Here is a 12886-nt window from a genome sequence, read left to right as displayed (position 1 = left end):
GGAGAAAACCATTTTTATGAACCCAAAACGTCGACCATCATCTCAAAAACGCAGCAGGTGGCGTATTTTTGGCAGAGTTTTGCTGATTAATATCAAGTGGTTCTCGCTAGCGGGCGTACTTGGGGTCCTATTTGCCGGAGGTCTTATATCCGGTTATGTGGCAGCGCTGGTTCATGATGAGCCTGTGCGATCACGCCAGTTGATATATGAAAAGGTAAACGAGAACGCTCTGACCAGCTTTGTATTTTTTAATGACCAGGTAACCCCGGTTGGACGAATGCGCATGGAGGAGGATCGGCAGCTCGTGGATTTGAAGGATGTTCCCCAATCCATTGTAGATGCCCTTATTTCAACAGAAGACAGCCAATTTTATGAGCATCAGGGTGTTGATCTAAAAGGGACGGCTCGCGCCGTCAAACAGAAGCTTCTGAACGAGAATCGCCAAACAGGCGGCAGCACACTGACACAGCAGGTAGCCCGGCGAGTTTTCCTCAGTCTGGATAAGACGGACAGCCGCAAGGTAAAGGAAATGCTGCTCGCACTGCGTATGGAGCGTTTTATGAGTAAGGATAAAATATTAACGGCATACTTGAACAAAATGCCGTTTGGCAATGGCTCCGCAGGCTACAATTTGTATGGGATCAAGTCGGCTTCGTTAGGGATTTTTAATGTAAGTGATCTACATAAGCTTCATATTGCTCAAGCGGCTTATTTGGCCGGTCTTCCACAATTGCCATCTGTTTATTCAGCTTTTGACGGTAAAGGGAAGTTTGATGAAGAAGGCTTCAACAAAGCTATCGAGCGCCAGCATGTCGTGCTGGGAAGAATGTTGGCAACAGGTAAAATCACACTAATGGAATATAACGAGGGACTTCAATTTGATATTAAAGCTACTCTTGCACCACATCGCGAGAAAAGCTACAACACATTCCCTTATTTGATGCTGGAGACGGAACGGGAGGCCACTCGGTTGTTGGCGCTCCAGGAAAATCCGGATCTTACAACAGCTGAGATTTCCAAACCTGAGCATGCTGAACTCCTTCAAAATACACGGGAAGAGCTGCAACGGTCCGGTTATCGGATTTATACAACGATAAATAAGAAAGTTTATAACGATATGAGACAGATTGCAGCCAATCCGCAAAACTTTTCTCCATACAGTAAGCAGAAGGGACTGGAACAGATTGCTGCCATCATGATTGATCATAAAACGGGGTCTATACTCGGTATGATCGAGGGCAGGGACTTTAATACTGAGCAAATGAACTATGCAACCCAGATGACGCGTCAGCCCGGTTCTGCCATGAAGCCTATTGCAGCTTATTTGCCTGCTTTGGAAAAAGGCTACACTCAGCCTGCTGGTCTTATTGATGATTCTCAAATTGTATTGAAAGACGGACGTAAAGGCTATCATATCCCTAAAAATTATAACAGACGGTACGAAGGACTGATGACAGCCCGCGAAGCACTCAATCGGTCGATCAACATTCCTGCGCTGAGATTGTTTTTATATGAAGTTAAAATTCCAAATGCCTGGAATTTTGTGCGATCCCTTGGGATTACAACGATTCAGCCGCAGGATGAACATGCTCAGACAGGAGTTCTGGGTGGACTGAGTAAGGGGGTATCTGTCAAGGAACTGACAGCGGCATATGGTACGATTCCCAATATGGGCGTATACAACGAACCCCATTTGATCAGTAAAATTACGGATGCCGACGGCAAGATCGTATATGAATTCAAACCGCAGGCGAAGCGTGTATATTCCCGTCAAACCGCGTTTTTGATGACAGATATGCTCAAAACGGTTATATCGGACCCGAGGGGTACAGGCAAACGTATGCAAAATGCTTTTAAAAGCTATGGTACCATTGATATTGCTGGCAAGACCGGTACGACACAAAACTTTGGCGATGTATGGTTCATGGGCTATACCCCGGATGTTACACTTGGCGTCTGGGCAGGTTACCGTCAACAGGTTAACACGCTATCTCAAGAAGGGCACTCCAGAGCACAATCGGTGTGGGCGCTTATCATGAACGAGGCGATCAAGGATAAGCCCCAGCTCTTCAAAAATAAGCATTTTACACAGCCGGAAGGTGTTGTAAAAGTTACGGTCTCCAGCCTTACAGGTAAGCTGCCGGGAAGCTATTCCAGGCAATCTGGTCAACTCGTGACAGACTGGTTTAACCAAAAATACGTGCCAACGGAAGTCGGGAGGGAGCAACGAACACGTTCATCCATACCTGCCGTACCGTCCAAATCGGATACAAAGGATAAAGCAGCTCCGGAGAAACAAGAACCTGTAACGGATCAGAGGGGAATTATACCAGAAGAAACAGTACCTTCTGATTTTGGCACAGAATTTGATACGAATGGCGAGAGTCATGATTTGCCACCAGCAGATAGTTCGCAGCCATCTGTTGAAAATAAGCAGGAGCCTCCTTCTGAACCAGAAACCCAGAATGAAGTTCCAGAAAATAAACCTAGCGAGGCTATTCATACCGAAACACCCGACCAGCCGAAAAACTAAACCAAAGGGAGCGGCCTAATTCAATATGCCGTTCCCGACTATATTGACGGTGACCTGTGGGTGAAAACGAACATTAGGGTACTCTTTATTCCATTCCAGGTTTTTCCACAAGGTCGGGTGATGGGCAATCAATTGTCTGCCGATGCCAAAGGCATCACAACCGCTTTTTTGAAGCGTACGGATAATTTCCTCCGCATCCTGGGTCATGATTTCCGAAAGCTGACGGTTCAGGCGCATGACATTATCCTTATCCTGAAGATGATCCCGCGAGTATTCAACAACATCGACAGGGAGCTTCAGGTTGAGGTACACATCAATTTGACCATCGCGTCCAACTTTCACTATAAGCTGGCGTTTGATGTTCCGAATATGAGCCTGATAGGTAATAAAGTTTTGCAAATCACTGGCAGGTCCCGAGTGAACCCTTTTTACAAAGCGCGCTGTGTCCTTCCATTTCCCGGTCATCAGGACATAAAGCACCCCTTGCTCGTCGTTAAGGGTTCCTGTAAATCTTTGTCCGTGAAACAAGGCAATCCCTCGTGCTACGATGTCTTCTCCATCTTTGGAGAGATAGGGGAGAACAAAGTCCTGCCCTGGATCAAGCATAGGGGGAAGCAGTGTTTCTAGCGTCACTTCGGGAAATACGCACATTTCCTCCAGGCTTCGGATTTTTTTCGTTATAAATTCGCCGATTAAAAGGCTGCCTACACTTTTTTTGTTCATTAATTCTCCAGCTGATCCTTCTACTATAGCTACCTTTACATGTGAGGTTGGATGATCCGGCTCCCGATACAGGACATCCAGATATGGATACAAATCTTTTTGGGCCAAGCTTGTGCCATACAAAGTAACCCCATATTTAAAGTAACGGATATCTCCTGTTACCTTGGCTCGGATTTTGTCTGTACTTTGCCGGACGGAATTTCCCGTGCCTGAATGAATTTCATTGGCGCTTTTCCCTTGGTTATTTCCAGAGTCGTCTACAATTTCGAGTGTTTGCAGCAATATGCCTTCTGGAGTAAGATCGTAGGCCGAAGCATTTGCCAGCCGGGCATCCTTCAAGCTGTCCTGATCCCAGCAGCCAGTCATAAAAATGAGTAGAGCCAGCATACCAAGTGCTCTCCTCTTTTTTTTCATATTCTGGGCTCCTCCTTTTTGTTGAATATATACGATACAATCAGCAACAGCAGAGGTAGTGCAATCAGGAAAAAATAAGCCGAATTGTTGGCAATTGTACCGAAGAGGTCAAAATCCTCTCTTTTTTGAGGGATGCAGGCAATAATGCATGAGACGAATACTACGAAAGGAACGGCTTGTTTGTGGTTTTTCTTCTTGAACAAATAGCCTAGTCCATAGGACGCTGCATAATAATAACCGCTTATGGAGCCAAAGATTGAAATTAACCAGATGGGCAGGAAAATAAAATCAACCCGGTCCATCGTTCCCAGCGGAATAGATCTGAGCAGGTAAATGACAGGCTCCGGCATCAAATCAAGCTGCTGGGGGCTAAATACACTTGTACAGGTTAATATGGTAAATCCATACAACAGAACCACGACCCCGTTAGCTAGCAGGAGCGACTTGAGCTTCCCTTTACTTTTGCCCTCGACCATGGGAAAGACCACGAGGATGAATTCAAAGCCGAACATGGCTAGAAGCGTTTCTTTGGAGCCTATAATAATATGAGGCCATCCAGCCTCAGTCAAAGGCAGTAGATAGAGCAGATTGGCCTGTTTTATTCCATAACTGATTAAAAACATCATCGGTACGATCAGGAAGGAGATTAAAACAAGCACTCGGGCAATTGTCCTCAAATTTTCGCGAACTAAATAGATGCTGCTGAACAGAATCAGAGCCAATATAGCCCAACGTGGGGTTTTTTGCAGCATCCAGCGATTAATGACGTCATAGGCGCTCACAAGAACCGAAGTTCCCATAAGTAAGTAGTATATAATGTAAGCTACCGTCAAAATTTTACCCATCCAGGAACCAGTAATCCGAGTGAGGATTTGGTAAATGGAGGAGGAGGGAAAACGTCTTAACAGGAGCCAGCACATTAAAATGATAAGCTGGATCAAAATGCCTCCAATAATGACGGATATCCAGCCCCCTCCCTTGGATGACAAATGCATCTGATAAGGAAGTGATAGAATATCCACGCCAATCTCAAACTTGATAATCAAAAAAAACAATTGACCCTGTGTAATTGTACTTTCTTTATTCACGACGTTTCCAGCTCCTAGAGTAGTTCTGTTGCTTCATTTTTTTGGGGCGGGAATCATGCGGCCGCTGTTGTAGTGTCCAAATGGGAAAGCGAATAAAAACATCCTTCATATCGCCAAGCCGGAAAGGTGCCAGAGGAGCAAAATAAGGTGAACCAAATGTTTCCAGCTTACAAAGGTGAATAAGGAGAATAAGCATCCCGAAGGCAATGCCAATATATCCGAACAAGGCTGCAGCAATCATCATTGGAAAACGGAGAATGCGGACAGCTGAGCTCATTTCATGGGAAGGTACCAAAAAAGAAGAGATAGCTGTTAACGAAACGACAATAATCATGGTGTATGACACGAGACCTGCTCGAACGATAGCATCCCCGATAACCAGACCGCCAACGATGCCTATTGTTTGGCCCACTCGGCTGGGCAGACGAATCCCGGCTTCCCGTAGCACCTCAAAAATCACTTCAAGCAACATCGCCTCCACAATGGCGGGAAACGGAACATTTTCCAACGATTTTTTGATCGTATGTGCCAGCTCCAGTGGCAGAATGGCTGAGTGAAAGGAAATCGTTGCAATGTAAATAGCGGGCAGTGTAAAAGCAATCAGAAAGCTCATCATTCGGATCATTCTCAGAAAGGAACTAATAATCCAGCGACCGTTATAATCATCTGGGCTTTGATAAAATGCAAAAAAGGAGACGGGAGCGATTAAGGCAGTAGGACTGCCTTCGGCCAAAATAGTTACTCGTCCTTCCATTAAATTAGCGGCTACCCGATCTGGACGTTCTGTGCTGAGTTGCTGAGGGAACAGGGAAAAGGGATTGTCCTCCGTGAATTCCTGAATAAAACCGGGAGGCAGTACCAGATCGGAGGAGATGGCTTGTATTCTTTTTTCCACTTCCTCCACTAGCTCAGGATTGGCCAAGTCTTGCATATACATGATAGCGACTTTGGTCCGGGTTTTAGATCCGACATAAAAGTAGCGCACAATCAGCGATGTGCTGATGATTTGTTTGCGAATAAGATTCAGATTGACGGACAACTGCTCAATAAATCCATTGTGCGGCCCGCGGATAATTCCCTCGTTCTCCGGCTCATTCGTACTACGGGCGTATGTTTTTTCCGAGGAAAGGATATAAAATTCTTCTGCGCCATCCACCATTAAAATGGAGTATCCCTCAATAAGCGAATCAGCGGCATTTCGGAGGTCGGTGTCCTTTTGGCTGTTCAGGGTGGTAAACATTTGGTGAGGGCCAGAATCGGTTTTATTATATAATGTGGCCAGAATATGCGTCTGAATGATCTCCTGATCCACGAGTGAGTCTATATAGAGAAGAATGCCATCTTTTCCGTCAACAGAAATAGACTGTTTTTTTAAATCATCCGTATAAAAAAGGGCTTGCTCGATAAAGGAAATATTCTTGTTCAGTTCAAAGGAAGCTGGGTTATGTCCAGTCAAGAAAACACCTTCTTTTTGGATGAGATAAGCATAATGTGTGCTAAATGGATTGGATTTATCCATGATCTGGCGACCTATCCATATCCCGCATCATGTTTCACCTCACGTCAATCGAATGAAATGGTCAAGCGCTGCCGGAGTAAATTCCCGCAGGTGGAGATGAGGCTGGGAAATCTGATGTCGATTTCTTATATGGATGGACCTTTGACTTTGTAGTCAGCAGTTATGCCCTGCATCATCTGACAGATGAACAAAAAACATGGCTGCAAAAGCTAAGCACAGGCAATCCAGCTGCTTTTACTGCTGCGCAGGCGCTGCAAATGGCTACAGTCAATGGAGCCAAGCTGCTAAACCTTGAGCACGAAACCGGCACGCTTGAGGTGGGGAAAAAGGCAGATATCATTCTGATAGATATGCAAAAGCCGCATTTACAGTCAATACACCAGATAGAGTCACTGCTTGCTTACAGTGTAAACGGCGCAGATGTCGATACGACTATTGTGAATGGACGTGTATTAATGCGAGGAAGACATTTGTTGACGATAGACGAGAAAGAGGTGCTCACACAAGCAACGGTACGCGGAAACCGCATCGTACAAGGATTGTAAACGAGATTACACAGTCGAGTGGCTTTGTGTCACATCAATTCCTAAATAATGTCCCAATTCTCGTCGAACCTCGCTACGTGCAAAGGAGGAAAGCATGAAAAACCGCTTTTGGTAGCCACGGCATACATACAGAACCTCCACGCCTTCGTGATTCCGGGTTTCCTTGTATATTTTAACTCCCTGCCTTTTCATTCGCGCCTTTGTCTCCGCCAATTGAACAGCTACACGCTGTTGCACCCCGGTCAGACTGCGAACGTATAGATCGGGCATTTTTAAGGCAGAGGCATTCAGAATGCGAATGTCCCGTTCCAGCACATCCAGCACGAGGGTCAGAAGTACACAAGTTTTGATCAGCCTTGCGTCTTCCTCGGAAGGCAGTGGGGCCTTATTCTTGTTGTCCAGTATCTTTTTCATAAGAATCTCCTTTACTCATAGCAGGAATACAATTATAATCAGCATACAGAACAAATGTTCTTTTTATACCTCATCATAGAAATTATTCCTTTGCCAAAGCAATCATCAATTATTGGAAAGAAAGAAGGTATACATATTGTCACGCTCTTTATATGCGGCGCTATTGCTGCTAAGCCTCATTTGGGGTGGATCGTTTTTGTTTATCAAGGTATTATTGCTTCATCACGTAGGACCTTGGACTATTGTATTTCTTCGTTCCAGCTTTGGCCTCATTTTTATTGTTTTGTTGATGCTGCTTATGCGCAAGCCATTTGTATTCAGAAGTATTCCATGGAAATCGGTTATTCTTGTAGCTCTGGTGAACATGGTTTTGCCATGGGCCTTGATTAGTTTTAGCGAGACCAGAATTGCCAGCAGCATGGCTTCCGTATTGAATGCTACCACGCCAATCTGGACCATGTTGGTCGGACTTGTCTTTTTCGGAGCTATCTTTTATCGAATGCAGTGGTTTGGAATGGGACTCGCTTTTGTAGGAATCGTTATTTTACTGGGTATTAATCCTGTATCCATTATTTCTGTCGACCCCGTCGGCTTTGGATGTATGCTGCTTGCGACTCTCTGCTATGGCTTCGGAACGCAGTTGTCCAAGCGGTTTTTATCCAATCTGTCGATGTATCAGGCAACCTTTGCGACACTATTGGGTGCGATGGCAGGGGGCGGCATCATGACGGCAATGGTGGATCGACCTGATCTGTCGGTCGTCTTCAGCCCTGGTGTGTTGGGTTCCCTTATAGGGCTGGGGGTTTTGGGATCGGGAGTAGCGTATATTTTGTTCAATTATATGATTTTGCGGGGAAGTCCGGAATTTGCCTCCTCGGTGACTTATTTTGTACCGGTGAGCGCTATTGTATGGGGCTTTTTGCTTCTGAATGAACACATCGGCTGGAACGTTCTGACCGGGCTGCTCCTTATACTCGGAGGGGTGTTTATGGCCAACCAACGCAGAACAGCCAAATTAGCCAGGGAGTATCACTGAACAACCTGCATAAACCATGCCATAAGCACATTGTATATGCATCCGCCAAACCTTCGGTATAATGCGGTTATTCGCACATACAATAAAGCATGCTCACGCATAAAATAAAAATATGGTGCGGCATAAAAAGCAAGCTGTTTAGCAGGTGGTAAGGTGTGGTATAATAAATAATAGAATTACATGTACCACAGAAATGTCGGAGTTTTATTCCACAAAAGAAAGGATCAGGATACCATGTGTCCCCGAAGGATACTTCCCCAAAGGACGATTTGGAAACGATTTGATCTGTCTTATACTTAGCTTTTCCGCGGAGTAACGTCAAGTTGCGAAAGCCAACTCTGCGGAAGAGGGGATTGTACATGCGAAGGACCAAGTCCTCCAGGCACATCTTACCCGGTAGCTTCCGTAAGAGTGGGTTCATCCACATCAAACTTACGAGAAACCGAGGGAGCCTGTATGAGGAAAACTTACGAATCTATCGTGAACAATGGAGCATTAAGGCAGATTGCTGTCATGCTGCTCGGAACATGCATTTTAGCTTTTACGTATTATCACATCAATGCTCAAAATCATTTGTCAGAAGGCGGATTTGCAGGCCTAGCTCTGCTGGGACATTACGCATTTGGCGTGTCTCCGGCTTGGAGTATGCTACTGCTCGATATCCCTGTCATATTGCTGGCCTGGGTACTGAAGGGCAGAAGATTCATGCTGCTGGCATTGATCGGGGCGGTCGCCTTTTCCTTGTTTTATGCAGGATTTGAAAAGTATTCGACGCTGGTTATAGATCTGCACGGCAACTTGCTGGTAGCGGCTCTGCTTTGCGGAGTGCTTACAGGCTTGGGTGCCGGAATCGTATTGCGATTTGGTGGAGCAACCGGGGGCGATGATATTTTGTCCCTGCTGATCAGCGAGTGGCGCGGATGGAAAATCGGTAACGTGTTTATCGTCAGTGACATCATTGTATTGGGATTATCGCTGTTGTATCTGCCTGTGAAGGAAACAATGTTTACCATACTGGCTGTGTGGCTCGCCGGAAAAATAATTACATGGACGACAACGTTCCAACTACACCGACCTGTGAAAAAGGTACTGCCTGCGGCTATTCCAGCCCAAAAGGTAGTTGCCAAAACAGTGCCGGTCGTCCACAGCCTTCGTCAATAAGGAAAGGGTGTTACGTTAGAAGAGAAATCTTCCTGCGTGACACCCTTTCGCTGTATCCAGGCTTCAGCAGGAAGGCTTTAAAGTAGAATGAATGCGTCCGTTTTGGTCATGAATAATCGCCGAAACCTACTGTTGGTTTACTAATTTTTGAGCCTCGTTCACCGCTTCATTTTTGAGCCGGAAAGTGGAAGCAGGTTTATCATGCCCTTCTTCCTTAATAGCCCAGCCATACTCATGTGGCACGACATGAATAGGCTCCTGAGGCTCCGAAGAAGCAGAATGCTTGTTTTTCCCGTTTCTGCTTGAATGTTGTTGCTCATGTTTTTTCTGTTTCCCGTCTCGTCCAGTGGGGTGATTATCGTCCCATTCCTCGGCTTGAGAGGTTGCAATCGCAATGGAACGTCCTTCTTCGTAGCCGCCACGAAGTAGTGCGTTAGCAATATCAACGGCTGTTTCTCGCACACGCGGCTCCAGATTTTTCATAGATGGGGGTAATCATGTTTGGTCCAAGGCATACCCAACACTCCTTATAGCAGATGATGTAGTAATGTATTAGCCGCTGTCCGCTTAAACAAACGGAAATCAAAGAAATGAATATATTGTAAAATGTATTTGGAGAAAAAGCGTATAATGGTGTGCAGAATACCTGAAAAGGAGTGGAGCAGTTGCTTGCCTGGAGTTTCGTCTTTATGCTAACCATCATTATACATACTACAGACAGTTTGACCTATGCCCTCCGTCTTGGCGGTTTGCGAGCACGTCGAATTGGATTGGCTTTAACCGTAGCGGGCATGCTGCTGTTGGTTTCGCGCACCTCCAATATGGCGCAGGGACCTTTACTGGGAGGTATGGTCGATCAGGCAAAGGCTGCCATACGAGCGGGTGGGGCTAATGTTAGGCTGGAGCTGTACATGCACGGGGTTCTACTGGCAGCAACCGTCGGGACCATGATCGCTATTATTTTGTATCCGACCGTGGTACGCATGTCGGCCAGATGGATTGTGCATCTGGAGCATACTGGCTCTATTCCTGCACTGGTGCGTCATTTAATGGTGCACAACCGTTGGAAGCATGCAGGCTACTACATGAAGCGTCCAACCGGGTCCATGCTCACCTCGCTGTTGAGGGGAGCGATCCCCCAGCGCCTGATTACCCTGAATATGACTGTGACCGCGATATATACGACGGGAGTGGTGTCTGCTTTATACGCATCTTTCCTGTGGCCCGCTCAAGGGACGGCAATGTCGATGTCATCAGGTCTAATCAATGGTATGGCAACGGTGCTGCTGACTCTGCTAATTGATCCCAGATTGGCAGTATTGTCTGAAAAAACGCTGCGTGGGGAGCTGCCCTTGAACCGTATGAATAGCATGTACGGCTGGATGATCATCTCGCGTCTGGGAGGCACGTTGCTTGCACAGTTGCTGTTGGTGCCGCTCGCATTCTGGCTTGGGTGGATTATGGGCTGACGGGAAATACATATACTGATTTTAATTCCAAAAAGGCTGACCCGAGGTCATCTGCGAAAGATGATTACCGGGCCAGCCTAAAATATTTTTGAAGTCTATTTACTTTTCAAATAGTGACTTATAGGCTCCATAGCCTTCACGTTCCAAGTCTTCCTGAGGTACAAAACGGAGAGCGGCGGAATTAATACAATAGCGCAGGCCATCTGGACCCGGGCCATCATCAAATACGTGTCCCAAATGGGAGTCGGCTTCGCGACTGCGGACCTCGGTACGAATCATAAAGTGGCTGAGGTCTGTTTTTTCTTTGACATTATAGCTGCGTAACGGACGAGTGAAGCTGGGCCAACCACACCCTGCATCATATTTATCGAGCGAGCTGAACAAAGGCTCTCCCGAAACAATGTCCACATAAATGCCTTCACCCTCATGGTCCCAAAACTCATTTTGAAAAGGGCGCTCAGTCGCGTTTTTTTGTGTTACTTCATATTGAATAGGTGTCAGTCGCTCTTTCAAATCAGATTTATCGATTTTGCCCGACCAATTTTGCTCAATAAAATCTTCACGTCCGGAGCCTTTGCGGTAGCGCTTGTAATGGGAGGGATTCTTCTTATGATAGTCCTGATGATATTCTTCCGCTTCATAAAAGGTTGCCGCAGGCAGAATCGGTGTAGCAATAGGCTTGTCAAAACGGCCGCTTTCACCCAGCGCTTTTTTGGAAGCCTCTGCCTTGATTCTTTGTTCTTCGTTATGATAGAAAATAGCTGTTTGGTAGGATGAACCTCTATCGTGGAATTGTCCACCTTCATCCGTCGGATCAATCTGTTGCCAGAACAGCTCTAATAATTTTTCATATGGGAAGATTTGCGTATCAAATGTAATCTGTACGGCTTCTACATGTCCCGTTGTTTCGGAACATACCTCTTCATAGGTCGGGTTTTCCGTATGTCCTCCTGTGTAACCGGATCTTACCTTTACAATGCCGGGCAGTTCCTCGAAGGGGGAAACCATGCACCAGAAGCAGCCGCCTGCAAAAGTTGCCTTCTCCACGGTGTTTGGATTGTTGGTGCTCATTATTTGTCACTCCATTCTGAGAAAGTTTCAATTAGTTGTTATTTAAATAGCTTACAATTAAATTATATACGACATGTTCGCAAAATCCAATGGAACGACAGAAACAAACCAGCTTTGCAAATTTCTCTGAACTAAAAGCCACCGCCAGCCTACATCCTTACAGATCCAGCGGCAGGCTCAACAGAAGCTATGATTTATGGACACGTTGAATCCTTTTGCGATAAAGCACAAAGCCACCGCCCACCATTGCTGTATACAGCAGCAAAATGAGCAAGCCAGTGATCGGATGTTTGGCGATAGTCCCGCCCGCATAAGCATATACCGCAATTGCAGGAAGCTTGCCAATGGCCGTACCCACCATAAAGCTCCAGAACGGAAAGCCTGCCACCCCCGCATATACATTCACCGCTGCTTGCGGGATGATCGGAATCAGGCGGGCCAGCAGCACAGCAGCAAAAGGCTCTCGCTCCATGACCCGGTTTAAGCGCTCCAACGCTGAAATTCGCTCCAGATAAGCCCGTCCTTTGTCACGGAAGAGGATACGTACCGCGCCGTAAACCACCAACGCAGCCAATGTAGTGCCGAACCAGCAGATCAGAGCGCCTTGCCAGGCACCTGCTGCATAAGCAATGGAAGCGATAATCAGCTTGTAAGGCACAAATGGAATTAACGCGAACAGAAACGCGAGCAGCAGCAGAGCCGGAAAAGAGGTTTGCTTGTTCGCCCAGGCGAGCCAATCATTTTTGTAGATAAACGCGATGCAGAGCAGCGAAACATAAGCCGCAGCGAGTAGCCATTTTTTCATTTACATACCTCTTTCAATATCCCTGTTCGGCTTGTCGCTTATACAGAAAAAAATAGGGTTCACATTCCCAAAAATGTGTGCTATACTGCCACTAATAGAATAGTTCCC

At 46.2% G+C, this 12886-nt stretch carries 13 protein-coding genes; 6 read left to right on the top strand and 7 right to left on the bottom strand.

The window, feature by feature from the left end; translation table 11 throughout:
* The first annotated feature begins 16 nt into the window (after positions 1–16).
* Positions 17–2533, top strand: a complete 2517-nt coding sequence (locus NST83_RS15005) for a transglycosylase domain-containing protein (RefSeq protein WP_342414769.1) — start codon at positions 17–19, stop codon at positions 2531–2533.
* A gap of 15 nt (positions 2534–2548) precedes the next feature.
* Here NST83_RS15005 and NST83_RS15000 read toward each other — a convergent pair whose 3' ends face one another.
* From NST83_RS15000 to NST83_RS14990, 3 genes are read right to left on the bottom strand one after another with little or no spacing between them, the layout of a single operon-like run.
* Positions 2549–3670: a Ger(x)C family spore germination protein gene (locus NST83_RS15000; protein WP_342414768.1), complete on the bottom strand. Its 1122-nt coding sequence runs from the start codon at positions 3668–3670 to the stop codon at positions 2549–2551.
* Entirely contained in the window at positions 3667–4758 is a 1092-nt protein-coding gene (locus NST83_RS14995) for a GerAB/ArcD/ProY family transporter (RefSeq protein WP_342414767.1), read from the bottom strand. Before NST83_RS14995 ends, NST83_RS15000 begins: the two co-directional genes overlap by 4 nt.
* Complete coding sequence (locus NST83_RS14990; protein WP_342414766.1) at positions 4751–6214, bottom strand: spore germination protein; 1464 nt, start codon at positions 6212–6214, stop codon at positions 4751–4753. The genes NST83_RS14995 and NST83_RS14990 overlap by 8 nt, the downstream gene beginning before the upstream one ends.
* On the opposite strand from NST83_RS14990, the gene NST83_RS14985 reads away from it, so the two are divergent.
* Both NST83_RS14985 and NST83_RS14980 read left to right on the top strand, forming a co-directional pair.
* Positions 6203–6430 carry a hypothetical protein gene (locus NST83_RS14985; protein ID WP_342414765.1) on the top strand — a complete coding sequence of 76 codons (228 nt, stop codon included), beginning with the start codon at positions 6203–6205 and terminating at the stop codon, positions 6428–6430. The genes NST83_RS14990 and NST83_RS14985 overlap by 12 nt on opposite strands.
* A complete protein-coding gene (locus NST83_RS14980) occupies positions 6358–6822 on the top strand; it encodes an amidohydrolase family protein (RefSeq protein WP_342417965.1) in 465 nt (154 codons plus the stop codon). The genes NST83_RS14985 and NST83_RS14980 overlap by 73 nt, the downstream gene beginning before the upstream one ends.
* A gap of 6 nt (positions 6823–6828) precedes the next feature.
* Here the strand turns inward: NST83_RS14980 and NST83_RS14975 are convergent, their stop codons facing one another.
* Positions 6829–7242 carry a hypothetical protein gene (locus tag NST83_RS14975; protein WP_342417964.1) on the bottom strand — a complete coding sequence of 138 codons (414 nt, stop codon included), beginning with the start codon at positions 7240–7242 and terminating at the stop codon, positions 6829–6831.
* 130 nt (positions 7243–7372) lie between these two features.
* Here NST83_RS14975 and NST83_RS14970 point away from each other — a divergent pair, with 130 nt between their 5' ends.
* Positions 7373–8272 carry a DMT family transporter gene (locus tag NST83_RS14970; protein WP_342414764.1) on the top strand — a complete coding sequence of 300 codons (900 nt, stop codon included), beginning with the start codon at positions 7373–7375 and terminating at the stop codon, positions 8270–8272.
* A gap of 456 nt (positions 8273–8728) precedes the next feature.
* Positions 8729–9433, top strand: coding sequence for a YitT family protein (locus NST83_RS14965; RefSeq protein WP_014282274.1), 705 nt, complete (start codon positions 8729–8731; stop codon positions 9431–9433).
* 126 nt (positions 9434–9559) lie between these two features.
* Here the strand turns inward: NST83_RS14965 and NST83_RS14960 are convergent, their stop codons facing one another.
* Positions 9560–9916 (bottom strand): DUF2188 domain-containing protein, encoded by a 357-nt coding sequence (locus tag NST83_RS14960; protein ID WP_342414763.1) that lies wholly within the window; start codon positions 9914–9916, stop codon positions 9560–9562.
* A gap of 182 nt (positions 9917–10098) precedes the next feature.
* Between NST83_RS14960 and NST83_RS14955 the strand changes: the two genes are divergently transcribed.
* Positions 10099–10902, top strand: coding sequence for a lipid II flippase Amj family protein (locus NST83_RS14955; RefSeq protein WP_342414762.1), 804 nt, complete (start codon positions 10099–10101; stop codon positions 10900–10902).
* A gap of 99 nt (positions 10903–11001) precedes the next feature.
* On the opposite strand, the gene msrA is transcribed toward NST83_RS14955, so the two are convergent.
* Together msrA and NST83_RS14945 are read right to left on the bottom strand one after the other, a co-directional pair.
* On the bottom strand, positions 11002–11973 hold the full coding sequence (msrA, locus tag NST83_RS14950; protein WP_342414761.1) for a peptide-methionine (S)-S-oxide reductase MsrA: 972 nt from the start codon (positions 11971–11973) through the stop codon (positions 11002–11004).
* Positions 11974–12160: 187 nt separating this feature from the next.
* Complete coding sequence (locus NST83_RS14945; protein WP_342414760.1) at positions 12161–12778, bottom strand: VTT domain-containing protein; 618 nt, start codon at positions 12776–12778, stop codon at positions 12161–12163.
* Positions 12779–12886 lie beyond the last annotated feature (108 nt).

Source organism: Paenibacillus sp. FSL R10-2782 (genome assembly GCF_038592985.1).
Taxonomy (GTDB): domain Bacteria; phylum Bacillota; class Bacilli; order Paenibacillales; family Paenibacillaceae; genus Paenibacillus; species Paenibacillus terrae_C.
Note: the sequence above shows the minus strand (reverse complement) of the source record. Positions and strands in the feature narration are given on the sequence as shown.